The following is a 25,431-nucleotide window of genomic DNA, read 5'->3' as shown; positions in this document are numbered from 1 at the left end:
GGATTAACCGAAAAAACCGTGTAAATACCAGCGTCGGTTCAGGCAGTCTTTAAATACCCAGCACAGGGCGCCGTGTTGATGACGGGCAATATAATAGTCGCGGGTTTGACGCTGCTGCCACCACTGACCATCAAAGCGTTCGGGACCTTGTAGTAATTGTAGTTTGCCCTGCCAGAATAAACCCTCGCTGGTCTCGGCAATGACTTCCGGTGGATGACAAAGCCAATTTGGTCGAAGTAAATTGTCGGGTTGCGATGTTGCAGGCTCTTCTTTTGCGACTAAAGATCTTGGTTTGCTATGGCTAGTGCTCGTGCTGGCATAGCTATGAGCGTCATGGAGTACCCAGTTTAGCTCTGGGAGGTGGGCGTCCTGCAGGCTAAATTGATGGCAGCGATGCGCGCCGAGTCTGAGCCGCAGCTTATCTAATACCTGCGCTACCTTTTCCTGTTGTTTACCGTTGTTGATAGTGTTGAATAATTGCTCATTGTGCTGCTCATTATGGATAAATTGCGCGCAGTGTAGGCATAGGGTTTCTACTGCACCCTGCAAACTTATACGGTCTAATCGCAACATGACTAATTCTATGAGACGGCGACGATCAAAGTGACGATGGCTTAGTGCTAAAGACCACGCTTCTCGGCTGCCGTCGAGGTAGTGAAACTCCCATTCCAAGTCACGATTCAAACACTGCCGTAGGCGCAAGTAGTGCTCAAGCTCGCTGAGTATCGCGGAGATGGGGAAGCGTAATTGCTGCTTGCTGTGTAGGCCGCCATCAAAATGGCGCAGCGCATTAAAAGTCTCTGGCGGTATAAACTTCGATCGTATATCGCTTTGCTCACCCTGTAGTTTAGCAAGGACGGTAGCAATGTCTTTTCCGAAGCGGCGTTCAAGGGCGGCACGGGGTAGAGCTTGGATATTACCGAGGGTGTGCATCCCCATTTCCTGCAATGTATCCAGCGTTTTTTCGGGTAGCGGTAGCAGGCGAATAGACAGGGCGTGTAGGGCATTCTGTAACGCGTTTTGTTGCAGTTCGCCAGCGGCATTCGCTAGGCTGGTTGGATTTACATTTTTATAGCTTAGCAACTCCGCTGCCAGAGGAGTGCTAGCTATGCCGAGGTGTACGGTAAGTCCACGGCGGCGAAAGGCGCTTATAAACTTACGATACAAACGGGCCAAATTTTTAAATAAGCGCAGTGATGCGCCCAGTTCGAGTAATACCGCATTAGGTGGCGAGAGGCTGACATCGCCACTGAAACGATAGGCCCAGAGAGCGATATTTTCTAAATACTGTTGTTCGCGCTGGCTGTCGCGGGGACGAAGTTCAAGCTCAGCGCACAAGCTCATGGCGGTCGCTACCGACATTCCCGTGGCGATCCCCGCCTGCTGCGCCGCGCTATTCGCCATCACGATAATATTGCCGCTAGTTAGTGCCAGCATACCGCTTGAGTGGCCTTCATTGATGGCATCTAGGGGCAGCATGGGCAGCCTGAGGCATAACCATAGCATCAGTGCGATGACTCTTTGTTGCCAGTCGTCAGCTTGGCGGCCTTATCCGTTAGGTTTGCGCCAGAAAATATCGCGGAGCTGTGGGTGCTGGGTAACAGGCTAACTTTTCGTAATACTTGACGTTGAGTTTGCCGACTAGCGACGGCGGCCGCCGCGTTATATACCGGCCATGTTGTGGCGGCGCGTTGTTGTAAATACAGGGCGGCGGGGCGTGGCAATTGTACTTGCTGCCCAGCATGACCACCTTGTTGCTTAATAATATTAATCTGGAGGGCTTGGTTTGCTGCACATAAATTTAGTCGCAGCGGTGCTGGGGATATTTGTTGGGCAAAGTCGCCGGGACGAAAATGCACATGCCAGCACTGGCCTTCCAGTGCGGCAATATGCAGGCGACGCAGCTGTCGATCATTGAGATTGGGGCTGCTAAACCACGTGAGTACGGAGGCATAAGCGCCACTGCGCAGTAATTCCTCGGCGGCCCATAACTCATCAGCCGTGGCTTTGGGTCTTATCAATAACTGCCGATCTACCGCTAGACCCTGATTTGATAATGCTGGGGTATAGGGTAGATAGGGCGGATTTAACCACGCGATAGGGCGGTCTGCGAGGTGTTCCCGCAGTGCCGGAATCAGCAGCCATAACTCGCCAATTCCATGTTTTCCTAGTAGCTCGGTTGAGCCGCTGCGCGGCCATCCTCCGGTGTGTAGCGCTGTATTCAAGTCCTCAAACCCGGTGCTAAGGCGATCGTTGGCCGCCGCCGTAGGGCGGAGTTGCTGGCCTCGCCAGAGCTTGCGCTCATCGAGTAATTGATCGAGAGGGGTATTTTTCATATTGCCGTACAAAATGGGTCAGCGGATAATTGCTGTATGTATATACAGTATATTAAGTGGCGTAAATGTCAATGCCGATCTAAGGTCGGTGTCTTGTTTTGGTATGGAGCGTCGTTAGTGGGAACGCAGCGGAGGGTGTTTATGTGCTTGTTGCAGGCTTGTCATAAAACCATCCTAATTTTGTCATCTGCTCGGTATAGCATTCGTCGTGCTGAAAAGCGCAGCGCGCATCAGCTTCTCCGAATATAGATGAGCGAAAAGGGTTGTGATATGGATCGTTATATTAAGCAGCACGGCACTTACTCTAACTTGCATCAGCAGCATGCTAGAGCAGAAATATCTCGGCAAATAGACGAATTTTTAAATAACGGCGGCAAAATAGAGAAATTGAACGGACCGCAGTTTCAACCTCATCGCGTTGTACGTATTACGAACGCGATGATTACTGAAGCAATATAGCGGTATTGCGAGTGACATCGTCTTCATTTAGAAAACGATGTCACTTGTTGATTGAAACTTATTTTAGAATAATCATTGCGGCGTTTATTGCCATGATGAGTAGAGCAATAGACGTTAATAAAAATAGCGTAAACCGCACCATCACCTTGTTAATTGTTGACTGTACGATACTGTGAATAATACGGCCACCCACATAGAACCACGCAAGACTTAAGTTTATTCCATCTCCGCCGCCAACTAGGGCGAGTAAAAATGCTGTGGCATAGAAAATGGTGGGTTGTTCTAATAAATGATTGTAGTTATCGGCTTTCCACTGGGTTTTTGCGGGCAGTTTTTTTGCAAGCTCGCTAGTGCGCTCAGCATCTTCTAAGCTAATTTTTAGCTTTGGCATTGTTGATAAACGAGCGACTGCCATCCAAAATAACATGATGAAGGTCCATAAAATAAGTACGATCACCGGCGCGAAAATGGGGGAGTGTTGTAACATGTTGATACCTCATTATTGTTAGGGTTTATATTATGTGTGTAGGTTTAAATTTTTACCATTCTCTACTACTCGCTATTTACGTCAGCTAAGCTGATTTAGATGCCTCAGTGAATCACTTCAGCCGTATAGCGAATTTGCCTGTTTTGAATATCAATACTGGCGCATTTTAGTTTTTGCTTGATGAGTTCATTGAGAGGGGTATTTTCAACGGCAGTTTGTAGGCAATCTTCGGCGAAAACACAGCGAACCTCTAGGCTGTTGGGGAAGCGCTTGAAGTCCGCAGTATGAGTCAACCACAGAAAACCTTGGGTATTCTCTAAGGCAAATTCGCACACCTCGGTGAGCTGTAATCGAATAGCATTCTCTAGTTTTTTATCACTCTTGCGCATGCCGAGACGTATCTGCTGTGTATGGCTGGACGTAAATAGTACGTGTGCCTAGAGGATGGGGCAATGATTAGACGAATCAGAGATGGCTGGGGTTTAAAGGAGATATCAATTGCACTTTCATCAGGTGTCAGGGTCATAATGAACAGCAAACTGTGTTCGTGAATTGAAACTAGGTGATGATAATGAAAATGACAATAGTGATGTTAGCGGCCATTTTACTATTTGGTACCGTAGGTGTATTTGCTAAACCGCCCAGTGGCGAGCTACCGCGTGGCTTACAAAAGCAGGTTGATGAAGGTCGTCAATTACCGCCAGGTTGGCAGAAAAAACTTCAGGTCGGGCATCGTTTAGAGCCTGATATTTATGCCCACAGCCGTGTTGTTGTGCCAGTGGATGATCGCGGTCATATCATTGTCATGGTGGAAGATCGTCGTTTGCGCTTGGTGCAAGCCACCTTAGAGATTGTTGAGTTACTGAATTAGTCTGGGGTTATTGCATGAACATTCATGGAAAAATAAATTATATAGAATTACCCGCTGCTGATATTGAGTCAGTGAAAAGCTTTTTTACTAAAGCCTTTGGCTGGTCATTTACAGATTATGGTCCAGATTACACGGCATTTTCTAATGAAGGTGTAGATGGTGGCTTTTACCGGGCAGATCTTTCTTCCCGCACCGTTAGTGGTAGTGCTCTGGTTGTTTTTTATAGCGAAACGCTTGAGGAAACTCGAAATACGGTCGTACTGTCTGGCGGCACCATTCTAAAAGAAATATATGATTTTCCCGGCGGTCGTCGCTTTCACTTCGCCGACCCTAACGGCAATGAATTTGCGGTGTGGTCAGAACCTGCAGAAAAATAGATTCTGCAGGTTTTTCAACTTTAAATTTTTTCTGCAGCCGGTGATTCAGCGAGGGAGCGATTGCGATCACCGTACTGTTCATCTACCCATTCAGGGTGTTTATAAAGAATACGTAAATCTTTGAAGCGCCAAACGTCTTGCGCCATTTCTACCCAGCCATGAACTTGCAAGTAAAACGGATCATAGGGTTTTGCGGGCATATGGGTGACGCCATATTTAATCTCGCCGGCATGATCTTCATCTCTGAATGTGCCAAATAACTTATCCCAAAAGATAAAAATGCCGCCAAAATTACGGTCAATTTGCGCAGCATTGCTACCGTGATGAACACGGTGATGTGAGGGCGTGTTCATGATTTTTTCTAGGGGACCTAACTTGCGTATTTGTTCGGTGTGTAGGAAGAATTGATAAACCAGATTGCCTTCTATGGCGAATAGTACCCAGTTTTTGTCGAAACCGACGAGCGCCGCAGGTATCCACCACAGCACCCAGCTCCCAGAAAAGGCAAAGGTAAAGTTCTGCCGCAGTGCCGTTGAAAAGTTCATGTGCTCAGATGAATGATGCGTGATGTGCCCGCTCCAGAACCAGCGTACTTTGTGCATCATGTAGTGATTGATATAAAAGCAAAAATCAATGAAGACAATTAAGGCCAATATACTGAGTACCGACGCAGCAGGGTTCCATTGCAGGCCGTATTGGTAAACCCACAGGTAAAAGGCCTGGATAAATAGGGCTACGGCGACGCCATCGACTATTTTGTAGGAAAAACCCGCAGCCAAATTCGCCAGGGTTTCTCGGGGATGGTAGACCCCAGTTTTGCCTTTATGACGAATATACAGGTATTCCGCGCCGATAACCCCAAGGAACAGCGCGCCAAAGGCGGTGACAAAAAATAGAGCATGGAGAACGTCTTGCACGCGCAGACCTCATTAAGTATTTAGTAACAAAACCATCCTAAACAGTACGAAGACAATGATATTGACTATTTAAGACAAGTTTTTGACATTTACCGCCATGATCACGATGATGTGCCAAGCATAATTAGAAAAATAGAGTGGTTAGCCTTGTTGCTAGCCAGCGTTAGGAGCAAATAGATGCTTGCGCAATTACAGCTTAGCGGTGATTTGGCGAGTCTGCTTAGGGATTTTTTAGAGCAGCAAGGCGATGTTCACTGCGAGCTATATACCAGTCTGCAGTCTTATAGCCTCAGTAGCCGTATGAGTTTTGCCCAGTGGTGGGTGTTACTGGACAAAATGCAGGCCCGCTTCCCAGACCGTTGTATTGGCTTGGCGCTAGGGCAGTGCGTGCGCTCCAAGCATTTAGGTGTGTTGGGTTATTTGACGTTGGCCAGCGATACTTTGGCCGATGCGCTCACCGCATTTCAGCGTTATCAGCGGTTACTCCACGATGGCGATAAAGCGACGATTAGCATACAAAAGAATGTGATGGTGATAAGTTGGACCAGTGATTTTGGGCCATCGACACAGCTTTCTGACCAAGTACTGCTGGCGGGTTTACTGTCGTTTATTCGGCAGATGACAGCCAAACCACATTTAGCGCCGTTGCGGGTTGATTTTACCTTTGCAGCCCCCGCAGTAAGTGACGAGTACGCTGGCGCATTTAATGCGGAGGTGGCTTTTTCTCAACCCGCTACCGCTATTTATTTTCCGCTCGAATATCTAAGTTTGCCGGTAAGCAATAGCGACGCTGGCTTACGTAAAGTGCTAGAGCGGCAAGCGCAGGCGTGCTTAGCGGTACTGCCAGACAACGAAGATTTTTCTCGGGTGCTGCGCAATGTTCTGCTACGAGCACTGCAAAGCGGCCGAGCAAGTTCCGCCGACGTGGCTGGGATGATGAATATGTCTGAGCGAACCCTATTTAGGCGTTTAAATGAGCAGGGCTTGAGTTTTAAAAAGCTACTTTCACAATTGCGTATGCAGTTAGCGCGTGAGTATCTTGCTGATCCGAGACTTAGCCAAAGTGAAATTGCATTACTACTTGGGTATTCGGAGCAAAGCTCTTTTCACCGCGCTTTCAAGCGGGAAACAGGCCTAACACCTCGTCAATGTCAGTATCGAGCGTCTTAAGTGATTAGTTTTGTTAATGCGCGTGCTATGGAGCGACATTGATATGATCTGCGTTGATAGGAATTGCATCGATAGAAACTGCAAAAATAGGGGTTATTCGTAATAGTGAACAAGGTACAGTCACTTTACTATTTAGCGGGTATTGACGCTGTTGGGCGTTTTATCCCGAATTGTAATATGGGAAGATCGAGTGGCAAAAAAGAAAGATAAAAGCGGTGCATCTCGCTCTCACACGTCATTGTCTAAGCGCAGTGAGGCCGTACCTAGCCTGCTGTCAGCCGCAGCCAAATCTAAATTTCAACAGGCCTTAGCCCATCATAAAAATGGGCAGTGGCATCTCGCTGCACCGCTCTACGAACAGGTTTTGACAGAGTTTCCCCAACACGCAGACTCACTGCACTTACTTGGTCTTGTTGCCCAGGCTTTACAGAATACCGAGCAAGCCTGCACCCTGATTGCAAAAGCAATTAAATTAAATCCAAAAGTAGCGCAGTATCATTTTAACTATGGTGTGGTATTGCAAGGCATGGGTAATGATGTCGGGGCCATAGACGCATATCGTCACGCGATTCGATTAAAGCCCGACTATTACCAAGCCTATGAGAATCTCGGCGTTGCTTTGCAAGATACCGTTAACGACGACGCAGCATTGAAAGCCTATCAGCAGGCATTGGCGTATCAACCCAAGTCCGTGCTGGCATTAAAAAATCTTGGCACTTTATATTTTAAGTCGGGCCATACCACCCTATCTCTGCAATGCTTTGACGAGGCCTTGTGCATCGCACCCGCCGATGCGGAGCTACGCCTAAAACGCTCCGGCAGCTTGTTGCGGTCTGGTCGCTGGAAAGAGGGTTGGCAGGAGTACCGCTGGCGATTCAGTGCTAGCTCATTTCTTGAAAGCAATCCACCGCGCTCAAGGGGCTTGCCACACACCGAGCATTTACATATTGCCGGACGGCGCTTACTTATTTCCTGTGAGCAAGGTTTGGGCGACGAAATTATGTTCGCCTCCTGCTTCGATGATGTGATGGCCCTAGCAGAGCATTGCGTATTGGAGTGTGATCCGCGTTTGGTGTCGTTGTTTACACGCTCCTTCCCTTCGGCAGAAGTCGTGCCTAAGAGTCATGCAAACCCCGTCGGCTTAGATAGTTTTATACCCGCTGGCGATTTGCCAATGCATTTTCGTCGCGGTGATGAGGACTTTTCTGGCCGAGCCTATTTGCACGCGGACACAAGTAAGCAGTCCTTTTGGCAGACAAAGCTACAAGCACTGGGTAAAACCTTAAAAGTCGGTATCTGTTGGCGGGGTGGTACTGAAGTGCGTGCCATGAAAGAGCGTAGTATCGCCTTGAAATATTGGCAGACACTATTCGCTAATACAGATGTGAGCTATATCAATCTGCAGTATCGTTGCGAGGCAGATGAACTGGCTCAGCTTGGCGAGAATGTTCACAGCTTTGCGGACTTAGATGCTTTCAATGATATTGAAAACTTAGCAGCATTGATGGCAAACCTTGATCTTGTGATCTCCGTCGATAATACCACGGTGCATTTAGCCGGCGCGTTGGGCGTACCTGTGTGGATATTACTTCCGCGTGGGGCCGAACGACGATGGACCGACGATAGCGAAAGCAGCCTTTGGTACTCCTCTGCACAGTTATTTCGAAATAGCAGTGGCGTAAATGATAGCTGGGCTGACGTTATGGCTGCAGTCGCTGAGCGCTTAACCAAGCTGAAAATAAAAAAACGCAGTGAATTAGTAATAAGTAACACTGCAGAAGCTCAAGAAGTTACTGCCGTAACATCGGTAACGGCTAAAACCAGTCTATTTTTAAATGACACCTCAGATTGGTATCACTGGGGCTGCAGCGGTACGAGTTTAAGTATTCATCGTGCCCTGCGTGCAAAGGGCTATGACGTAAATGCCGTCCCGATTGCATGGACTCAGAATTTATTAGGCCTACCTAAAAGCCCAGAGGGTTTTGATAGCGACGAGGTGTACGCCGATTTTTGCGCTCAAAATACAGCGTTAATTGAGAGTATAGCCGCCGCGGATATTGTGCTTATCAATGGCGAGGGAACTCTCCACGGAGGCGGAATAGTGCCGGTTGGGCTTTTGTATCTCGCCTTTATTGCAAAAAACCGGTTGGCAAAATCGGTTCAAATAATTAATCACTCCTGCTATCCGCAAGACGCCGATATGACCAGTGATGGCCCCCTAAATCAGCTCTATAAACGGGTGTATCAACAGCTCGATTATATTGCTGTACGAGAACCAGTGAGTTTGCGGCTACTGCAATCTTTAGACATTAAATGCGTACAGAGCTTTGACTGTTTACCCCTTTTTATAAACACGCTGCCCGCATTGCGCAGCGCAGTTGTGACTGATAAACCCTATATCGTGTTAACGGGATCCGTGGTGTGGGGGCAAGCCATAGCGGCGCCCTTAACTCAATTTTTACGAGAGCAACATGCCAAAGGCTATAAGGTTAAATTACTGATTGGTGCCAGTGCGTTCTTGGCGGCTGATGATGTTGCGTTTGTACAATGGATGCAAACAGCCGCAGCCGGGCAGTTTGAATTGTATGTCGCTGACACTGAGCGGGAGTGGCTAGAATGTATCGCCAATGCCGTCTTGTTAGTGTCAGGTCGTTTTCATCACAGTATTGCAGCGGCCTGTTTAGAAACACCGTTTATTGTTACCGCGAGTAATACGCCGAAGGTGGCAGGCTTGTTAGAGTTGCTTGATATGCCAGATGCACTTTTGCAAGCCGACCAATATTTTTACGAACATTTAAATGTCATGGCAGAGCAGCGCCTTCGTGACCCCTTAGCATTTTTGGTCTCTGCCGAACGGCGCCAAGCGCTCCTTAACTTGGCAAAGGCTAATTTTTCTTTTTTAGACACATAGGGCAAGGGGCAACGTTTTCTGGAGCTAGGGTAGTGACAAAGCCCTATCACGTACTAGCTATGCCCCAGTATTTACTGACCTTGTCCCGCATTGTCGCCATTCAATTGGCTGCGTAATTTTTCTACGCGGTCGCGGTTAACTTCAAAGTCATAGTATCCGATACGTGATGAGCTGCGTACATCTGCGGTTTTCGCCGAGGGTGAATACAGTAATTCCACATCATCTTTGTAACGCATTATCGCTGTACTAGTTACGGCATGAACATAGTTGGTATCTTGAGCAACTAGCTTGGTGCGTGGCATTGCCAAAAGTAACTGCTGCAAGCGCTGCCAGTCTTGTGCTGAATTAACTTTGATTGGCGCGATATATTTGCCAGTGTTTTTCTCAGTGCTTGATACGCAATGAGGCGCTGAGGAGCAGGCTTGGAACTTGCCATTATTGACACCAAGCTGCGGCGTGCTGCATGCAGCCAGCTGACCGCCAAGAATCAATACCGTGGCGGTGTAAACGAAATGACGAATTATTTTAGACATGCGGACCTCTGTATTAGGGCTGTAATTCAGCTTCTACGCCGAAAAGTCACTATTGGAGTTTTAGAGCTAACATTTTTTGGTACGTATCTGGTGTGTAGCACTATATTGTTAATGTCGAAAGGCACGTATAAGGCTCAACTAATTTATATTCTAAGCAGTTCGATCTAGCAAAATATCTACACAATATATTTATATAAAAGATTAACTTTGTAGATGCTGAATCCCCTATTTGTGTTGAACAGTTAGGATATTGCTATGTCGTTGTCTTCTTTACACTAGGGGGTGGCGGGGTCAAAAGTTGATCAATGGCATTCTGAACCCGAGCCGCAACAACCCTCAAGGGCAGCGCGGCCAACAGGCAGGCGACAAGGGATCTTGTTCCAAGCACGGGCTAGTTACAGCTTCCGGTATCCAGATTCACGGTTACAGGGTTGCCTGTGCTTAGGTTGTTAGCATCAATGGTCACAGTTTGGCTGGCGGCGCGGTAGCTCCAAGTGGGCGTGCTGCCGTTTACTGTGACTGTCTGTGGTTCTTCAATACCCTTAAAGCGCAGTTCCCAGCTGCGTGAATTCAACGCTCCGTTAAAGTTTTGTCCCTGAGCCGCTCCGATAGTGAGTGTGTGACAGGCACCGTTTGCTGACGACGATAAGGTGATCGGTGTCCAGCGATAAGCACCTTGTTTATAGGCAAAGCCGCGCCCTTCATCTTCATAGAGCTCGAAGTTGCCGTCGGCACCTGGCCAGACATTGATAATTAGATTGTCTTGCGGGCCATGGGCGCTAGTGGGCAGCTGCGGCTGCATGGGCTGAATAGCGCCCTTGCGCATGAATACGCCGTATTCTTCAAGCGGTACGCTGCGGCTGATTTTTCGCGGGCCGGTAAATTCTTCCCCGGTGAAGAAATCGACCCATTCGCCGGGTGGTATCCACACATCGATCATTGCTGGGTCGCCGGGCGCTGCCACCGTGGCGATGAGCATGTCGTTGCCGAGAGTGAACTGGCTGTTGTACTGATAGGCTTCTTCGCTTTCAGGCCATTGCAGGTATAGGGGGCGGGTCATTGGCAGGCCTGTGTCATGTGCTTTGCGACTGAGAGTGTAGAGCATTGGCACGAGTTGGCCGCGCAGACGCAGGAAGTCGCTGGCTACGGTTTCGGCCTTACCGGGATATTCCCAGGGTAGGCGGTCGCCATGGTGAGAGTGCAGGCGAAGGATGGGCTGGAAGGTACCAAGCTGTATCCAGCGCACGTACATGTCGTCGGGTAGATGCTGTCCGGTGTTGAGCCTGTTGGTGCAGTCGCTGCCAGGAAGGGGTTCACCCAGGAAGCTACCAATGTCATGTGAGACATAGGGCAGGCCGATATTGCCTTCGGCAGCCGTCATTGCAGCCTGGGCGGCCATAAGCTCCCACGTGGAGCACGTGTCACCGGTGAAGTGGATGCTGTAACGATGCTCTGCAAACGCGCCTAGGCCATTGTTATCGACGCCGTCGAAACCATTCTGGAATGAGCCGCCTATGCGGGAAAAGGCCGGCCAGCGGGAACCCATGTCTTCATGTTGTTTGGCATAGCCGGCGTTAATCCAAGTGTCGGCAGAAAGACCGGGGGCCTGGGCACGCGAACCTTCGCAGCACCAGTCCAGCCACCAGAAATCGATGCCGGTGGTTTCAATCGGCTCGTGCAGATCAAAGTAGGCGTCGAGTTGCTCGGCTTGGGTCCAGTCGAATATATAGCAGGGTGTTGAGGGATCGGCCTGAATGATACTGCAGGGTAACTCGGCATCATCGGTCATCAGCTTGCCGGTTTGCGCGATTGTGTCCGGGTAGGCGGGGTCAGAGCCAGCAATAGATGGATGAACATTTAAGCCGACATCAATGCCGCGTTCATGCAGCCAGCTGATAAAACCATCTGGGTCGGGGAAGATGTTGCGGTTCCAATCCCAGCCATTCCAAGAGCAGGCATCGTCAAGCGGCGCCTGGATTACAACGTTCCAAACTAGACAGCCCAGTGGCTGGTGTACCCGTTTCCAGTCGGTATCGATTGAAATGGTATCCAGAGGTACACCGTGTGCGGAAAAGGATTCAACTTCGGTACGCCATTCGGCATCGGTGTAGGCCCACCATTTTGAAAACCAAACGCCCAGCGCTTTCTTAGGCAGGAGTGGAGCGGCGCCGGTAAGGGTGCGCAAGTCGCTAAGACCCTGCACGTAATCTAGACCGTAGCCGAACAGGTAGCCATCCTGATAAGTGCCGCCATCATTAGGGCGAACTTCAAAGCCGGCAGGTGTATCTGTGAGTAATACGGTGTTGCTGTCGTTGAGTAGGTACCAGCCTTCACGGCTCAGTACGCCTTCGTGCAATTCCTGCGGGTCTTTTTCGTTGTCGAGGCCTCGACGCCAGCCTCCGAGGTTGCCGGGCTGAGGCGCGAATGACCAGTCGGGGTGGACTTCGATGACTTCACTGCCGCGTAGCACTTCAATTGCTAAATTGTTCTGTTTGAAGGAGCCAGTACCGAGGTTGTAGCGAAGGGTCAGGGCGCTAGTTTTGACGATGCGCACGCCGTCTTCTACACGAGTTGTATAGTCAGCAGAGGCTGGTGGGCGTGTGCCGAGAGTTTGTGTGGGGCGGTCTTCAAACTGACCGTTCTCGGCATATTCCATGCGGACTAGGGTAGGTGAAATAACCGTGAAGCGTGCATTGCCTTCCTGAATGCTGCCGCTATTGGCGGTGTCTTGCTTGGCACTCGAGGCAGAGCTGCCGCCACAGGAAGTGGTCAGCATGATCAGCAGGAATGCGGCGTATTTGATGATGTGCGTAGCTATGGTTTTCATCAGTTATGGGCTCGTTGCAGTATTTAATATGCGTTGTCGGGGGTGCGGAATAAGTCGAGGTTCACGCACTCCGCCATGGCGGCGTAGCCTTCAGGGCTGGGGTGTAGGTTATCGCCGCTGTTGTATTCAGCGGCGAGATAGCCGGGATTCTCAGGGTCTTCGAGGCAGGCGTCGAAATCGACGATGCCATCGCTGAGTTCTTGTGTGCGTATCCATAAATTGACGGTATCGCGACTGTCGCGGGCCTCAGCGGTGCCGTGCATCACATCAATGTCGAAAGGCAGGTCGCCAATCAGGGGCAGGCCATCTATCACCGCGCCTTCGGCTGGTGGGATGGTGCCGAGGGTGATCTTCATGCCAGCCGCATGGATGTCTTCAATCAGTTCGATGTAACCGGCAATCATGTCTTCCGGGCTGGGCGCCGCGCCGGGTTTTGGGTTGCCGAAGTCATTGGTGCCGATCATAGCAAGCACATGGGTCGCGCCGGTAATGGCGAGGACGTCATAGTCCAGTCGGTCAAGCATGGCTACACCAAATTGCGGCAACCAGCCGTCGCTCAATAATTCATTGCCACCTATGCCGGCATTGGCCACCGTTATTGGCAAGCCAGCTTCGTGAATACGGCGCTGTAAGTGGTTGGGGTAGCGTTGGTCGGTCGAGGTCATGCGGGCAGGTTCGCCACTCAGAAACTCGGTCGTGGAGCCGGAGCCATCGGTAATGGAGTCGCCCACCGCAACTAGGGTGGTAACCTTTTGCGCCGCGGCTACTTCAAGGGCCTCGATGGCCAGAAAATTACTGGCGTAGCCGTCGGGGACTGCTTGAAACAGAGTGCCACTCGGGTCGGCGCTGTGATCACCGGGGAGGCTCATATAAAGGATTTCGTCTGCACCCAAGTGGCGTGTGATCTGCAGTGTGATTGCAGGTGCGTAAAAGCTGATGCCGACACGCTCAAAGGCGCGAATCGGATAAGCAATGGCGTCGGTGACAACTGATCCTCCTGCCGGAATGGTAATACGGTTTTCGCCACCCACCGTCAGCAGACATTCGCTGTCAGGTATCAGCTCGGGGGCGCCTGGTGTGACTTCCTTGGCGATGTGAATATTCTCCAGCGTGACAGGTAGGTTGGAGTAGCGATTCGAGAGTTGCAGCCGCATGACTTCGCCATCCCAGTGTGGGGCAAAGAACTGACGAACTGTTAGTGCGGTAATAGGGTGGGTAATAAGAGCGTCGGTGGGTGCAGTGCGCCAGCTGGTGACCATGTGCTGGCCCGCAGGTATTGAATCTACCGTCGAGCAACGCGCTAGAGAATCAAATGATGTGTCGTTGGGGAGTGCGTTGTTAATGCTTGTGTTGCTTTGCTTATTGTCACCGCCGCAGGATGCTATGGCCAGACAGGTGCAAAGTGCCAAGCAGGCTCTGCTAAGTCCATGTAAGGGAGCATATAAACGACAAGCCACAGTGTGGCTTGCTAATAGATATGTCACGGACAGTGCTCCTGCAGGAATATGTATTGGGTCTATATAGGTGTCTGTTTTTTTTATAATCGAGCAGTCATTAACTGACACTGGTCAGTGTCAAATATATATGTGATACTTCATCGTGTCAAATATGTAGCTTTGAGCAAGTAGCCATGAGTTCTATGTCAACAAAATCAGCACCGACACTACAGCGTAGCGGTAAGTACGCTGGCAAGGCCGCGAGTACTCGTCAGGCAGAACGCCGAAAAAAACTACTAGCCGCCGGTATCAAGCTCATTGGTCGCGAAGGCTATGCCGCAACCAGTATCGATGCTGTTTGCCATGAAGCAGGGCTGACCAAGCGTTACTTTTATGAGTCCTTCACCAACAGCGATCAGTTGCTTGTTGAGGCCTATCGGACAGTGACGCAGGAATATCTGAGTACGATAATGCGGGCGACAAGACCGCATCTCAAAGATTCACGCAAACTGGTGCGGGCCGGATTACAGCAATCGTTCGGGTTTGTGAAAGACAATCCGGACAAGGCTCGTCTCATCATGATTGAAGCCATGTCTGTTCGGAGTCAGCTGGGGGAGATGTACGGGAAAAGCTACAACGAGTTTGTGGAGTTACTGGTAGGTTTCACCAAGCCATTTTTGCCTGATAGCGGACCGGGTGACGCCCTGCTCGCTGTCATGGCGAAGGGTGCCGTTGGGGCAATAACGCATTTGTGCCAAGGCTGGATTGCGACTGGCTTCAGACAACCCGTAGATGAGTTGGTGGCGGGAACAGAGCTTATCTTTAGCGGTATGGGGCGGGAGCTGGGGATACTGGCCTGAGCATGTTGAAAAGAAAGTAATTGGTGGAGAAGTGGGGCTTAGGAATGAAAAGCTGGAAAATTTCACCGAAAATCGAGAGTGTATCCAAGTATGTTGAGTGCTATTGGTTTTTGGAAAAGGAGTCGCATGACCACAGCAATATCTATCCTAAGCTTAATCCAGATCCATCTTCCCATTTAATTATTGCTAACTTTAATGGTGTGCACCAGTATACTCATGACCCTATATCCCAAAAAGTTAACGGGAATCACTGGATCTTTCCGCACCTAAAAACATTTACGATGGATCATTCTGATCCATTTCAGATTATTGGAATTAAATTTAAAATAGGGGCGCTTTATTCCTTAGGCCTGCCTTATCTTAGCTCCAGTCTAGATAAGGTTGAGCCTGTTGATATTAATCAACTAATTGGTTTGGAAGAGGTATTTAATTCAGACCAACTATTGACTGACGCTGTAGATCAGAAAATACAAGTATGCAATATACTTGATGAGATTCTATCTCCTTGGTTATTGAGGAGTCTCGAAGATAAACATAGTGATTTAGTTCGTCAAATCTTACTATTACTTAGCGACATCGCAATAACTGAAATTGGAGAAAAGTTGCATCGCTCACAGCGTACTATTGAGCGTAGTTTTATGAGGGTGACCGGCCTAACCATGAAACAAGTCCAATCCATGATTCGTTTGGAGGAGATGCTTAACTATTTGTATCAGCTTAGTGAGGGAGATATTAATTGGGTAGATGTTGCTAGCAAATATGATTTTAGTGATCAGCCCCATTTAATTCGTTACCTTAAGAATTCCATTGGTAGAACACCTGCCGAGTATGCACAAAACCGAGATCTAACGATAGATATCTACGGGAATTTTGAATTCAACTAAAAACTGCCGTTTTTCTTCAATCAATATTGATAGAGGCTCATTAGAATAGCCGCCATCAGTTAACGAAAGCAGGAAAAACGATGAAAATAAACATTCGCCAGTATGTGGCTTCTGATTTAGATGCCGTTCTCGACTCATGGGAAGTTGCAACGCGGTTGGCCCACAAATTTATGACCGATGAATTCATTGCACAAGAGCGCAAGAATGTCGCGGACATTTATATACCAAACACCGATACGTGGGTCGCAGAAATAGACGGCGAAGTACAAGGCTTTATAGCACTCATGGGTGATGAGGTTGGCGCAATATTTCTTCAGCCAGATTGTCACGGTCAAGGTGTCGGTAAAGCGCTAATGGATAAGGCTCAAGAACTACATGGTGACCTTGAGGTGGAGGTATTCAAGGAAAACTCAATTGGACGTAAATTTTATTCAAGATACGGCTTTGAGAATCTAGAAGTGAAATTCCACGAGCCGACTGCGCAGCAAGTATTGCGTCTGAAATTTACTGCTGAAAAGCGCATCTGAAGCCTAGGAGGAATACGTGGATAGTTCGTTGCTTGCGTTAATCAACCTAATAGTCGCGCTACTCGTCGGATCTCTCTGTATACCGCTGCTGCTGGGGAACATTCGGATGAACCACTGGTACGGTATGCGGGTGTCCGAAGCTTATAGATCGAACGAGAATTGGTATCGCATTAACTTTTGGGGCGCGCGATGCTTTATCGCATGGAGCATTGTATTGGCGCTGCTCTCAATCTGCATTCTTCTTAGCGCGAATCTAAATCAAATTATCGGTAAGGCTACTGCTTGGTTTGCTCTCATCTACTTCATACCGGTGTACCAGACATGGCATTTTTCCAAGAAACTGTAAGCTCTCATAAGAGGGAAAAACGCCTACAGACTCCCATGGCAACTGCGGTGCCGTCCTAAATGTGGCAAACAGTTTGAGAGTGATATTAAGAACACTGGAAATTCATAAATGAAAAAAACTACATGGCTGTTTGCCATTATTTTATTGAGTGGTGTGGCAAACGCATATGAAGATAGAGCATCTTCACAAGTAAAAAAGCATATGCTGGTGGAGCTGTATGAGAAGATGGATATTGGTGAAATTATTCGCAGTACAGAGAGGCATGCTTTGATGCCCGCTATAAGAGGTGTAGAAGAGTGGGGTGAATCTGAGCGCCAATGTATAATGCGAGATGTTCACGCCGTCTTAAAAGATCCTATTTTTGAAGCTTTATTAAAGCAGGTGCCAAGCGAGTTGATTGCCGAAAACGTGAGGTTTTATCAAACTGAGTTTGGGCAAAGGGTGAACGTGATAGTAATACACGGCAGAGGCTTATCGGCATTAGATATAGATGAGCAGACGGAATTAAAGCGGAATACCGCAGTTTTGGCATTTCTAAGTCAACTGCAAAAAATAAGTCAGCAAACAATTTTGGATAATATGAAGCCAGCTTTGGGACCTGCTATCTTGGCCTGTACTCCAGAACCCTAAAAATTCAATAAGCAGCGGTGCGCTTATTGCTAACCATGCGTTTAAACGGTTGGTTACGCTCTGCGATTTTTTCCTTAGTTTGCTAGGAGATAGTATGAGCACAAATGTGTTGCTAAGCATTGCCGCAGCTCTCAACGCACTAGTTGCTTTTTTACATATTGGCTGTATCTATTATGGCGCAACATGGTACCGATTTATGGGTGCTGGTGAGGGAATGGCAACTCTTGCAGAAAGAGGCAGCATTCAGCCTACTATCATCACGTCTTTTATTGTATTGGTATTTTCAATATGGACGGTTTACACACTTTCTGGTGCTGGCATAATTTGTCAGTTGCCTTTTCTTCGTTGGATATTATTGGCAATTACAGCAATTTATATATTGCGAGGTGTTACTGGTTTTTTCTTCTACAGTAATCCGTTAGGTAGAAAGCCTAAATTTTGGTTGTGGAGTTCTGCTATATGTTTAATTTTAGGACTTGTTCATTTGTTCGGGCTTAAGGAAGTTTGGGCGCTCATATGATAGTTCGAATTCTACCCAACCTTAGCAATGCTCAATAAGTTTGATTTCAAGATTGTTTTCGGTATCTGATATCCATACAGAATCTTCATCAATAGTGCATTGCAGCCGCATAGTACGTTGAGCGATATCTTTTAGCGCCGTAGAATCGTCGCTATTAATTTCAAAAACTTTAACATTGCCGTGTTGGATAATTTTATTTCGGTTTTCTTCCCACCACATCTGAGCAGTACGGCCACCGTAGATTAAAACAACTACCTGCTTTGCTATGCCTCGGGCTTTGCGAACGCGTTTTTCACTAGGTAGTCCCATTTCAATCCACAGATCGATTTCGCCGGTTAGTGATTTTTGCCATAGATCCGGTTCGTCGTCGGTACTTAAGCCTTTGGTAAATTCAAGGTGTTCGTCGGCGTAAAGTGCAAAGGCGAGAATACGTAACATCATCCGCTCATCTGTTTCGGATGGGTGACGGGCGACGGTAAATTGATGGCGCTGGTAGTAGTGGCGGCGTAGATCGCTAATGTCGAGGGTGGTTTTGAAGAGCGTTGCGTTCAATGCCATGTTTAATTTCACTTATCTTTTGGGAGTGGCTATTGTACGCGTATATTGGGCTGGAGTTTACAGCGCATTGATACCGGCGATGACGGCGGCATAGCGAGCACCTTTACCGATGGCGACAAGGATAAAAAATGGTGTGGCGGGGATGCGCATAATACCGCCAACAACGGTGAGTGCGTCGCCGCCGATGGGCATCCATGACATTAGCAGCGTCCACTTGCCGTAGCGCGTAAACCATTTCTGAGCGCGGATTAGATCGACTTTTCTAGCGGGAAACCAGCGGCGATCTGAGTATTGGCTTAGCTTCATGCCCATCCACCAGTTGATGCCCGCGCCGAGGGTGTTGCCTGCGGTGGCGGCTAGCCATAGCCAAGCGGGGCTTAAGCCGTCGCGAAGTTGTGCGACGAGTAAAATTTCAGAATAGAAGGGCAGTAAGGTCGCGGCGCCGAAGGCGACGGCAAACATCAGCAGATACTGGCTGATCATTGTACTGCACTCGCCACTAGGTGTTTAAAAATATGCAGTTGGCGACCTTGGAAAGGAAGATATTCTGGGTGCCATTGCACGCCGAGTCTGCAGCGATGATCCGGCGCCTCGACCGCTTGAATGATATTGTCGGCGTCGCGGCCGGAAATCTGCAAGCCCTCTCCTAATTTATGAATGGCTTGGTGATGAAGGCTATTAATATGGCAGTGTTCACTGCCGAGGATTTTAAATAGTGAACTTTTGGTATCTACGTTTAATGTTTTACGGGGAATAAGCATACGTTTGTTAGATGTTATATGACGATGCTCCCGCAGATCGGTATAGAGGGTGCCACCAAGAACAATATTAAATAATTGCGCGCCTCGGCATATACCAAGAATCGGTAGATCTTTGGCGAGGCTGTGTTCCAGTGCCATCATTTCAAACCGATCCCGCTCGCGATTGATGGGGGCGGTGTCTGGTGCATCAGGCATATAAAGACGTTGATCGATGTCGTCACCGCCACTAATGATGATGCCATCGAGTCCGTCAGGGATTGCGCAGCGGGTCGGTGTTAGTCGATAGGCGACGGCACCGCAGCGCCATAATGCCCAGCGAATAAACCACCAAGCAAGGGGGAGCTTGGTGTCGTCTCCAGTCACGCCAATAAGTGGTTTGTTCACAGTAGCTCCGGAATTAACCATCTGCTTACGCTGTTTGCCCAATTGGTGAAAAGATTGGCTGTCGCATTGTCGAGGTATTTTCGGTAGCCGCGACACACCATATCTAAGCGGTGTTTATCCATGGCTAAATTATCTACCTGCAACCAGTCGCGGTAGGGGTGGATTAGCCCCCATTGCGGGTCGTCGATCAGGCTATTTGGAAGTCGATAGTGCAGTGTTGGGCGCGCTTTTACCCTGTCGTCCTTCACTGAGCGACGCAGTCTTTCGTCATCGATGTGCGAGAAAAGCGGCAACATATCCAGCGCGCGATTGCGGGTGGGATTATATTCCAGATAATCATCGATTAGCTGGTTGATGTCGGGCGCGTAGTCGGCCTTTAGCAACAGCCTTACATAGTCTTTACCAAAGGGGTCTACATAAGAGGTGAGGCGGCGACTGAAATCTACGTCGCAGCGCATTTTTAACCAGTCGTATAGACACAAGAATGCGCGCAGATAATCGCGAATGGTCTCGGCACTGCAGTCTGGCATTTCTGGATTTAGTTGTAGACCAAAGGCGTTTTTTGCTGAGGCATGAGTGCCCTGCGCATCTGAATCTCGCAGTTTTTGGAATAGTGTTTCGAGTTGCCATAACTCGTCCATGGCAATGGGGGGGGCGACGACTTCAAATGGCACGAGCTGTTTAGCTATGGCGCCAACAATGGCTTCGGCGAGTTCTTCTAAGTCGTTATTGTCTGCAGACTCGTGACGTTCGCGGCTGATACGTTTGATGTATGAAAAATCTAATTCAACACCAAATTTTCCTAAGGAGGTATCGACAACATTGATTTCGTAATCCGATACCGTCTCGGCCTTGCCGCCGTAGAGCGAGATAATCGTGTCGACAATGTCGCTAATTTCCATGCCGGTAAATTCAATTTCTACACCGAGCCGTCTCATCTTGCCGTCGGACGTTTTGGTATGCTGTGGCAGCGGCCACAATGATTTGCGATAGGTATCCAGCGAGTTATTCATTGGCATCTCCAATAATATGAGCGACGGGCAATAAGCGTTCGGTATGTTGGCAGATTACCTGGAAAAGCGTGAGTAGGGGAACAGCGAGTAAAACGCCGGGTGCCCCCCACAACCAACCCCAGAAAAATATCCATAAAAACACGACAATGGGATTTAGACTAAATCGCAGGCCGTGGACAAAGGGGTCGATAAATTGGCCGGTGAACGCGGTGAACAGGCCGTAAGAAAGCGGTGCAGCAATAATGGCCATAGGGTTGTTATAACTGACAGCGCTCACAATAGTAAATAGTATGATTGTCATGCTGACGCCGAGATAGGGGATATAGCGCAATAAGGTGGCAACCGCTCCCCACAGGGCGGGATCTGGGAAACCAGCGAGCCACAGTCCACATGCTGTTAATCCGCCAACCGCAACATTGACAGCGGTGATGGTCATTAAGTAGCGTGACATTTGCGTTTGCGCGAGTTGCGCAATGCGTGTCACCACAGCTTTGTCTTTCTGGGTTGGGAGGCTGTGAATGAAACGCCTCATTAATGCGTCTCCTGACGTTAGCAGGAAGAACAAAAAAATAATACTTAGCGTGCCATAAACGCCGAAATTCTTCGCGATTTCGCCTAACTCTGAGCGCCAGCCAGCGTCTGCAATAACCACTTGCGTTAATTGAGGGTCTTTTGAGCTTGTGCTGAACTCTTTTGCTAGTGAGTCGATACTGCGACTGGCGGCGTCGACATTCGTGTTGTCGCTATTCACGTTACCTAGCTGATCGCGTAATACGGAAACTGCCTCGGGTACGCGTTGAAACCACTCATTGGCTGGGGATGCCAATGCGTAGAGAACACCGCCAATCATACCGAGACCAATCGTCATAATGATGATGGCGGCTAAGCTGCGTGGTAGGCCGATGGATTGTAGTCGACTTACGGCAGGGGCGAGCAGAAGTGTAAAAATAAGTGCGAGTGTAATGGGTAGGATGACATCTCTTGCCACTTGTAATGTATAAAGTACAGCGAGGATCGCGATGAGTTTAATCGCCCAATCTGATTTGTCTTTACTATTTGCATCCATATTTTTCTTTGTGTGTCGTTAATGAGTGAGCGTTCGTCTTCCCTGGTTAAGCCGCGACATAAACGGATGTTTGTATTTGCTACGTCAATGCCGGTGTTTTGGTTTTATCGCCAGGGTCGTTGTCTCTATGTCGACTTTTTCGTTGGAGCCTAAATTGATTCCGAAATCCTAGCGTAAGAATTTTAAACCTTGATGATGAGCAATACTTGCAGCATTGGAATATGGTGTTTTAAATCTATTGTGTGACAGCGATTTTTTGCCAGTGATGCCGGTGACGCTAAGTTCGTTCGCGCGGACCGGCAAACCACCAAATTAGCAGGCCTAGGAAGGGAAGGAAGAGTATTAATACAATCCAAAGTAATTTGGTTGTCGATGTTTCGCGACTTTGCACAATATTAAGAATCGCCCAAATATCGGCGATAAAAATAAGAAATCCTAATACCCCTGTAACGTGAAATTCCATATCACTCTCCTGAATATTTTTTGTTTTTGCGCGAACTCAAAAACGTGATGGCAAGTAAGTTTGAGTTAAGCGATTCTAGTTAATAGAGTAGTTCAGCGGCGAGGAGTTCACCAGAAAATCAGATTCGTCCCACAGTTGCGGGACGAAATGGCGCCAAAAGCGGCTAGTTATGGGCGTGTAACATCTCGTTAAGCGCGATAGCAGACTTATTCGTTAATACTTCAATTGCGCCGTTTTTAGAGTTGCGACGGAAGAGAAGATCGGATTGACCAGACAGTTCACGGGCCTTAGTGGTGCCGGCTACTGCGCCGTCGGCATCGATCATTGTTAACACTGAGCCTGCGGTGATATATAGACCGGCTTCGATGGTGCAGCGATCACCCAGTGGAATACCGACACCGGCGTTGGCGCCGATAAGACATTCTTTACCGACGGAAATAATAATATTGTTGCCACCTGACAGCGTACCCATGGTAGAGCATCCACCACCTAGATCAGAGCCGGAGCCGACCATGACGCCCGCAGAAATACGCCCTTCAATCATACCCGGGCCTTCGGTGCCCGCGTTAAAGTTGACGAAGCCTTCGTGCATGATTGTGGTGCCTTCGCCCAAATATGCACCTAGACGGACCCTTGCCGTGTGGGCAATTCGAACCCCCGTAGGCACAACGTAATTTGTCATTTTAGGGAACTTGTCCACTGACATGACTTCTAGCATCTCGCCTTTTAGGCGGGCTTGTAGCTGGCGATCTTGCAGTTCACTAATGTCGACAGCGCCTTGGCTTGTCCATGCGACGTTCGGCAATACGCCAAATAAGCCCGTTAAATTAATACCGTGTGGCTTAACAAGACGGTGCGAGAGTAGGTGAAGTTTTAAATATCCCTCGGGTACTGATCCCGGTGCGTCGTCAGTGGTGAGTAGTGTAAGGACTAGGGCTTGGCTGCTGCTAGCAAGTTGTGCCGCAATAGTGGCTTGTGCTGCGTTGTCTGTTGCCGCAATAGCGTCTGCAATTTCCGCCATTTGCTCGGCAGTAACTGCGACTGAGGTATTGCCTTGCAGTGGCGCAATGACAGTTTGTAGGGCGGCAATTAGCGTGGCATCTGGGTTTAGTAATGGGCTTGGGTAATACGTGTCTAGCCACTCGCCTTTGCTATTTTGAGTACCTAGGCCTAAACCGAATGCGAAAGATGCTTGTGTCATTGTTGTGTCTCTTATAAAGGTTTAAAGGGTGTGATGAGTGAACAGCGATTGATAGTCGGCAGCTTTGAAGCCGAGGTGTAAGGCGCTACCGGTGTCTAGTAGGGGGCGCTTCATCAATGTTGGGTGTTCAATAAGTAAGTTGACAGCATTGTCTGCGTTCAAGGTTTTGCGTTGTTCCTCTGACAGCTGCTTCCATGTGGTGCTGCGTTTGTTGACCAGCGCATCGACACCTAACTGTTGCAGCCACGCTCCCAGCTGATCTGCGTTGAGCGGGCTGTCACGCACATCCTGAAAGTCGAAATCAACGTCATGGGATTCCAGCCAGCGTCTGGCTGCGCGCACGGTATCGCAATTTTTGATGCCGTAGAGTGTTGTACTCATATGTTTTCTCTATATTACTGAGAGCGGACAGAAATTTAGCCGTTAAGGATAGCAAATTCTGCGGCTTGGTTCACGGCACTTATGGTTGAGCATTTGCTGCAGACGCGCAGTTATTGGCGTTATTTAGACCATTGGTGGTGTGGGACGTGGGGAATAGCTCTTTAGCAAAGCCACTGCTTGATGCTAATCACGATTTTGCTTTGGTATGTACATTGCTTATTTTTAGCTATGTTACTTCTTATTGTTCCTATTACTACGTTACTACTTAGTGTTTCACTTCTGCTACTTGGCAGCGGATTACTGAATACCTTGCTGGCAATCCGTGGCGGTCTTGAGGGTTTCCCGGACGACACCATGGGTTTGGTAATGTCTGGGTATTTTTTAGGCTTCTTTGTCGGTACGTTTCTCGCGCTTCCGCTTATTCAACGTGTGGGCCATATTCGCACTTTTACCTGTTGTGCCGCATTGGCCTCATGCTCAGTATTGCTGCATGTTTTGTTTGTAAGCCCGCTCAGCTGGTTACTGCTGCGTGTTCTGACCGGCGCTGCCTTGGTTATTTTGTACACGGTGCTAGAGAGTTGGCTGAACACGCAGTCTACGGGTACTCAGCGCGGTCGGGTTTTTGCGGTCTACATGGTTGTAAACCTTGGTTCGCTTGCCATCGCCCAGCAGCTTATTCGCATCGGCGCGCCCAGTGGATTTATGTTGTTCTCCATAGCTGCCATGTTAATCACGATCAGTTTGGTGCCGATAGCGCTCACCCGCATGAAGCAGCCGGAAATAACGGTCATACCCCGTCTGAAAATAGGGACTATTGCAAAATTATCGCCAGTTGCGGTTGCTGGTGCATTGCTGTCGGGCTTGGCGATGGGTGGATTTTGGGGGTTGTCGGCGATCTATGCCGGTGATGTAGGTCTTGATAGCCGCGGCGTCGCCACATTTATGAGCTGCGCCATACTGGGCGGTGCGCTATTTCAATATCCCCTAGGACGTTATTCGGATACCCACGACCGTCGCAGAGTGATTATTGTAGTGACCGCATTAGCTGCGGTATCAGCGTGTTTACTGTCGGTGTTTTCGTATTTTGGAAACTGGGTATTTCTAATGGCCGCCTTATACGGTGGTTTTGCATTTTGTGTTTACCCAGTGTCTGTTGCCATCCTGATGGATAAGTTGGATCACGATCATATCTTGTCGGGCGCTAGTAGTTTGTTATTTATACACGGTATTGGTGCGGCGCTTGGGCCCGCGCTTGCAGGGCGGGGGATGGCAGTGTTTGGTCATCATGCATTGACTGGATACTTCGTGATTATGCAGCTCGCTTTATGTTTGTTTACTGCGCGTCATTTGATGGCTAACAAACTTCAGTTTGAAGATAATAGCGCGCATTTTGTTGCCATGGTGCGTACCACGCCCACGGTCTTGGAAATGTTGCCAGAAGAAGAGTTACCCAATGAGGCGCCGCCAAATGTTGCGGCTTCTGAGGATTCAAGCATAGCTAGCTAGTTTGAAT

At 48.7% G+C, this 25,431-nt stretch carries 28 protein-coding genes; 12 read left to right on the top strand and 16 right to left on the bottom strand.

Features of this window, described 5'->3' with window-relative positions; genetic code table 11:
* Window positions 1–3 precede the first annotated feature (3 nt).
* Entirely contained in the window at window positions 4–1,479 is a 1,476-nt protein-coding gene (locus O9X78_RS02615; RefSeq protein ID WP_269618053.1) for a Y-family DNA polymerase, read from the bottom strand.
* Window positions 1,480–1,505: 26 nt separating this feature from the next.
* Complete coding sequence (imuA, locus tag O9X78_RS02610; RefSeq protein WP_269618052.1) at window positions 1,506–2,336, bottom strand: translesion DNA synthesis-associated protein ImuA; 831 nt, start codon at window positions 2,334–2,336, stop codon at window positions 1,506–1,508.
* Window positions 2,337–2,606: 270 nt separating this feature from the next.
* Between imuA and O9X78_RS02605 the strand changes: the two genes are divergently transcribed.
* Window positions 2,607–2,795, top strand: coding sequence for a hypothetical protein (locus O9X78_RS02605; protein WP_269618051.1), 189 nt, complete (start codon window positions 2,607–2,609; stop codon window positions 2,793–2,795).
* A 58-nt stretch (window positions 2,796–2,853) separates the two neighbouring features.
* Here the strand turns inward: O9X78_RS02605 and O9X78_RS02600 are convergent, their stop codons facing one another.
* Window positions 2,854–3,282 (bottom strand): MAPEG family protein, encoded by a 429-nt coding sequence (locus tag O9X78_RS02600; RefSeq protein WP_269618050.1) that lies wholly within the window; start codon window positions 3,280–3,282, stop codon window positions 2,854–2,856.
* 104 nt (window positions 3,283–3,386) lie between these two features.
* Window positions 3,387–3,671 (bottom strand): hypothetical protein, encoded by a 285-nt coding sequence (locus tag O9X78_RS02595; RefSeq protein WP_269618049.1) that lies wholly within the window; start codon window positions 3,669–3,671, stop codon window positions 3,387–3,389.
* A gap of 182 nt (window positions 3,672–3,853) precedes the next feature.
* Between O9X78_RS02595 and O9X78_RS02590 the strand changes: the two genes are divergently transcribed.
* Window positions 3,854–4,153 (top strand): hypothetical protein, encoded by a 300-nt coding sequence (locus O9X78_RS02590; protein WP_269618048.1) that lies wholly within the window; start codon window positions 3,854–3,856, stop codon window positions 4,151–4,153.
* 14 nt (window positions 4,154–4,167) lie between these two features.
* The gene (locus tag O9X78_RS02585; protein WP_269618047.1) at window positions 4,168–4,530 is read left to right on the top strand and encodes a VOC family protein; all 363 of its coding nucleotides are present in this window, start codon (window positions 4,168–4,170) and stop codon (window positions 4,528–4,530) included.
* A gap of 20 nt (window positions 4,531–4,550) precedes the next feature.
* On the opposite strand, the gene O9X78_RS02580 is transcribed toward O9X78_RS02585, so the two are convergent.
* Window positions 4,551–5,447 carry a sterol desaturase family protein gene (locus tag O9X78_RS02580; RefSeq protein WP_269618046.1) on the bottom strand — a complete coding sequence of 299 codons (897 nt, stop codon included), beginning with the start codon at window positions 5,445–5,447 and terminating at the stop codon, window positions 4,551–4,553.
* A 177-nt stretch (window positions 5,448–5,624) separates the two neighbouring features.
* Here O9X78_RS02580 and O9X78_RS02575 point away from each other — a divergent pair, with 177 nt between their 5' ends.
* Window positions 5,625–6,617: an AraC family transcriptional regulator gene (locus O9X78_RS02575; RefSeq protein WP_269618045.1), complete on the top strand. Its 993-nt coding sequence runs from the start codon at window positions 5,625–5,627 to the stop codon at window positions 6,615–6,617.
* Window positions 6,618–6,807: 190 nt separating this feature from the next.
* A complete protein-coding gene (locus tag O9X78_RS02570; RefSeq protein ID WP_269618044.1) occupies window positions 6,808–9,528 on the top strand; it encodes a polysaccharide pyruvyl transferase family protein in 2,721 nt (906 codons plus the stop codon).
* 71 nt (window positions 9,529–9,599) lie between these two features.
* On the opposite strand, the gene O9X78_RS02565 is transcribed toward O9X78_RS02570, so the two are convergent.
* The 3 genes from O9X78_RS02565 to O9X78_RS02555 all read right to left on the bottom strand — a co-directional run bounded on the left by O9X78_RS02565 (window position 9,600) and on the right by O9X78_RS02555 (window position 14,372).
* On the bottom strand, window positions 9,600–10,061 hold the full coding sequence (locus tag O9X78_RS02565) for a DUF1499 domain-containing protein (RefSeq protein ID WP_269618043.1): 462 nt from the start codon (window positions 10,059–10,061) through the stop codon (window positions 9,600–9,602).
* A gap of 391 nt (window positions 10,062–10,452) precedes the next feature.
* Window positions 10,453–12,888: a glycoside hydrolase family 31 protein gene (locus O9X78_RS02560; protein WP_269618042.1), complete on the bottom strand. Its 2,436-nt coding sequence runs from the start codon at window positions 12,886–12,888 to the stop codon at window positions 10,453–10,455.
* 23 nt (window positions 12,889–12,911) lie between these two features.
* Entirely contained in the window at window positions 12,912–14,372 is a 1,461-nt protein-coding gene (locus O9X78_RS02555) for a GDSL-type esterase/lipase family protein (protein WP_269618041.1), read from the bottom strand.
* Window positions 14,373–14,518: 146 nt separating this feature from the next.
* Between O9X78_RS02555 and O9X78_RS02550 the strand changes: the two genes are divergently transcribed.
* From O9X78_RS02550 to O9X78_RS02530, 6 genes are all read left to right on the top strand, one after another.
* On the top strand, window positions 14,519–15,184 hold the full coding sequence (locus O9X78_RS02550; RefSeq protein ID WP_269618040.1) for a TetR/AcrR family transcriptional regulator: 666 nt from the start codon (window positions 14,519–14,521) through the stop codon (window positions 15,182–15,184).
* A gap of 44 nt (window positions 15,185–15,228) precedes the next feature.
* Window positions 15,229–16,068: a helix-turn-helix domain-containing protein gene (locus O9X78_RS02545; protein ID WP_269618039.1), complete on the top strand. Its 840-nt coding sequence runs from the start codon at window positions 15,229–15,231 to the stop codon at window positions 16,066–16,068.
* A gap of 80 nt (window positions 16,069–16,148) precedes the next feature.
* A complete protein-coding gene (locus tag O9X78_RS02540) occupies window positions 16,149–16,595 on the top strand; it encodes a GNAT family N-acetyltransferase (RefSeq protein ID WP_269618038.1) in 447 nt (148 codons plus the stop codon).
* A gap of 106 nt (window positions 16,596–16,701) precedes the next feature.
* Entirely contained in the window at window positions 16,702–16,941 is a 240-nt protein-coding gene (locus O9X78_RS20895; RefSeq protein ID WP_350339232.1) for an SdpI family protein, read from the top strand.
* Window positions 16,942–17,049: 108 nt separating this feature from the next.
* On the top strand, window positions 17,050–17,571 hold the full coding sequence (locus O9X78_RS02535; RefSeq protein WP_269618037.1) for a hypothetical protein: 522 nt from the start codon (window positions 17,050–17,052) through the stop codon (window positions 17,569–17,571).
* A 94-nt stretch (window positions 17,572–17,665) separates the two neighbouring features.
* Window positions 17,666–18,091 carry a hypothetical protein gene (locus tag O9X78_RS02530; protein ID WP_269618036.1) on the top strand — a complete coding sequence of 142 codons (426 nt, stop codon included), beginning with the start codon at window positions 17,666–17,668 and terminating at the stop codon, window positions 18,089–18,091.
* A 21-nt stretch (window positions 18,092–18,112) separates the two neighbouring features.
* On the opposite strand, the gene O9X78_RS02525 is transcribed toward O9X78_RS02530, so the two are convergent.
* The 8 genes from O9X78_RS02525 to O9X78_RS02490 form a co-directional block, all read right to left on the bottom strand.
* Entirely contained in the window at window positions 18,113–18,649 is a 537-nt protein-coding gene (locus tag O9X78_RS02525) for a YaeQ family protein (protein WP_269618035.1), read from the bottom strand.
* Between the two features lie 57 nt (window positions 18,650–18,706).
* On the bottom strand, window positions 18,707–19,132 hold the full coding sequence (locus O9X78_RS02520) for a YqaA family protein (protein ID WP_269618034.1): 426 nt from the start codon (window positions 19,130–19,132) through the stop codon (window positions 18,707–18,709).
* A complete protein-coding gene (locus tag O9X78_RS02515; protein WP_269618033.1) occupies window positions 19,129–19,794 on the bottom strand; it encodes a gamma-glutamyl-gamma-aminobutyrate hydrolase family protein in 666 nt (221 codons plus the stop codon). Before O9X78_RS02515 ends, O9X78_RS02520 begins: the two co-directional genes overlap by 4 nt.
* Complete coding sequence (locus tag O9X78_RS02510) at window positions 19,791–20,807, bottom strand: amidoligase family protein (RefSeq protein WP_269618032.1); 1,017 nt, start codon at window positions 20,805–20,807, stop codon at window positions 19,791–19,793. The genes O9X78_RS02515 and O9X78_RS02510 overlap by 4 nt, the downstream gene beginning before the upstream one ends.
* On the bottom strand, window positions 20,800–21,873 hold the full coding sequence (locus O9X78_RS02505; protein ID WP_269618031.1) for an AI-2E family transporter: 1,074 nt from the start codon (window positions 21,871–21,873) through the stop codon (window positions 20,800–20,802). Before O9X78_RS02505 ends, O9X78_RS02510 begins: the two co-directional genes overlap by 8 nt.
* A 277-nt stretch (window positions 21,874–22,150) precedes the next feature.
* Window positions 22,151–22,336: a PLD nuclease N-terminal domain-containing protein gene (locus tag O9X78_RS02500; RefSeq protein ID WP_269618030.1), complete on the bottom strand. Its 186-nt coding sequence runs from the start codon at window positions 22,334–22,336 to the stop codon at window positions 22,151–22,153.
* A gap of 163 nt (window positions 22,337–22,499) precedes the next feature.
* The gene (dapD, locus tag O9X78_RS02495; protein WP_269618029.1) at window positions 22,500–23,537 is read right to left on the bottom strand and encodes a 2,3,4,5-tetrahydropyridine-2,6-dicarboxylate N-succinyltransferase; all 1,038 of its coding nucleotides are present in this window, start codon (window positions 23,535–23,537) and stop codon (window positions 22,500–22,502) included.
* A gap of 21 nt (window positions 23,538–23,558) precedes the next feature.
* Window positions 23,559–23,918, bottom strand: coding sequence for an ArsC family reductase (locus O9X78_RS02490; RefSeq protein ID WP_269618028.1), 360 nt, complete (start codon window positions 23,916–23,918; stop codon window positions 23,559–23,561).
* 180 nt (window positions 23,919–24,098) lie between these two features.
* Here O9X78_RS02490 and O9X78_RS02485 point away from each other — a divergent pair, with 180 nt between their 5' ends.
* Window positions 24,099–25,424: an MFS transporter gene (locus O9X78_RS02485; RefSeq protein ID WP_269618027.1), complete on the top strand. Its 1,326-nt coding sequence runs from the start codon at window positions 24,099–24,101 to the stop codon at window positions 25,422–25,424.
* The last annotated feature ends 7 nt before the right edge of the window (window positions 25,425–25,431 follow it).

The organism is Zhongshania aquatica (assembly GCF_027257955.1).
Lineage (GTDB): Bacteria > Pseudomonadota > Gammaproteobacteria > Pseudomonadales > Spongiibacteraceae > Spongiibacter > Spongiibacter aquatica.
This window is presented reverse-complemented; position numbering and strand designations above follow the sequence as displayed.

Bases quoted from the DNA above. Each gene is read 5' to 3' on its own strand.
- O9X78_RS02615 (WP_269618053.1), bottom strand. From the start codon at position 1,479: ATGCTGCCCCTAGATGCCATCAATGAAGGCCACTCAAGCGGTATGCTG.
- imuA (WP_269618052.1), bottom strand. From the start codon at position 2,336: ATGAAAAATACCCCTCTCGATCAATTACTCGATGAGCGCAAGCTCTGG.
- O9X78_RS02605 (WP_269618051.1), top strand. From the start codon at position 2,607: ATGGATCGTTATATTAAGCAGCACGGCACTTACTCTAACTTGCATCAG.
- O9X78_RS02600 (WP_269618050.1), bottom strand. From the start codon at position 3,282: ATGTTACAACACTCCCCCATTTTCGCGCCGGTGATCGTACTTATTTTA.
- O9X78_RS02595 (WP_269618049.1), bottom strand. From the start codon at position 3,671: ATGCGCAAGAGTGATAAAAAACTAGAGAATGCTATTCGATTACAGCTC.
- O9X78_RS02590 (WP_269618048.1), top strand. From the start codon at position 3,854: ATGAAAATGACAATAGTGATGTTAGCGGCCATTTTACTATTTGGTACC.
- O9X78_RS02585 (WP_269618047.1), top strand. From the start codon at position 4,168: ATGAACATTCATGGAAAAATAAATTATATAGAATTACCCGCTGCTGAT.
- O9X78_RS02575 (WP_269618045.1), top strand. From the start codon at position 5,625: ATGCTTGCGCAATTACAGCTTAGCGGTGATTTGGCGAGTCTGCTTAGG.
- O9X78_RS02565 (WP_269618043.1), bottom strand. From the start codon at position 10,061: ATGTCTAAAATAATTCGTCATTTCGTTTACACCGCCACGGTATTGATT.
- O9X78_RS02560 (WP_269618042.1), bottom strand. From the start codon at position 12,888: ATGAAAACCATAGCTACGCACATCATCAAATACGCCGCATTCCTGCTG.
- O9X78_RS02550 (WP_269618040.1), top strand. From the start codon at position 14,519: ATGAGTTCTATGTCAACAAAATCAGCACCGACACTACAGCGTAGCGGT.
- O9X78_RS02545 (WP_269618039.1), top strand. From the start codon at position 15,229: ATGAAAAGCTGGAAAATTTCACCGAAAATCGAGAGTGTATCCAAGTAT.
- O9X78_RS02540 (WP_269618038.1), top strand. From the start codon at position 16,149: ATGAAAATAAACATTCGCCAGTATGTGGCTTCTGATTTAGATGCCGTT.
- O9X78_RS20895 (WP_350339232.1), top strand. From the start codon at position 16,702: ATGAACCACTGGTACGGTATGCGGGTGTCCGAAGCTTATAGATCGAAC.
- O9X78_RS02535 (WP_269618037.1), top strand. From the start codon at position 17,050: ATGAAAAAAACTACATGGCTGTTTGCCATTATTTTATTGAGTGGTGTG.
- O9X78_RS02530 (WP_269618036.1), top strand. From the start codon at position 17,666: ATGAGCACAAATGTGTTGCTAAGCATTGCCGCAGCTCTCAACGCACTA.
- O9X78_RS02525 (WP_269618035.1), bottom strand. From the start codon at position 18,649: ATGGCATTGAACGCAACGCTCTTCAAAACCACCCTCGACATTAGCGAT.
- O9X78_RS02520 (WP_269618034.1), bottom strand. From the start codon at position 19,132: ATGATCAGCCAGTATCTGCTGATGTTTGCCGTCGCCTTCGGCGCCGCG.
- O9X78_RS02510 (WP_269618032.1), bottom strand. From the start codon at position 20,807: ATGAATAACTCGCTGGATACCTATCGCAAATCATTGTGGCCGCTGCCA.
- O9X78_RS02505 (WP_269618031.1), bottom strand. From the start codon at position 21,873: ATGGATGCAAATAGTAAAGACAAATCAGATTGGGCGATTAAACTCATC.
- O9X78_RS02500 (WP_269618030.1), bottom strand. From the start codon at position 22,336: ATGGAATTTCACGTTACAGGGGTATTAGGATTTCTTATTTTTATCGCC.
- dapD (WP_269618029.1), bottom strand. From the start codon at position 23,537: ATGACACAAGCATCTTTCGCATTCGGTTTAGGCCTAGGTACTCAAAAT.
- O9X78_RS02490 (WP_269618028.1), bottom strand. From the start codon at position 23,918: ATGAGTACAACACTCTACGGCATCAAAAATTGCGATACCGTGCGCGCA.
- O9X78_RS02485 (WP_269618027.1), top strand. From the start codon at position 24,099: ATGCTAATCACGATTTTGCTTTGGTATGTACATTGCTTATTTTTAGCT.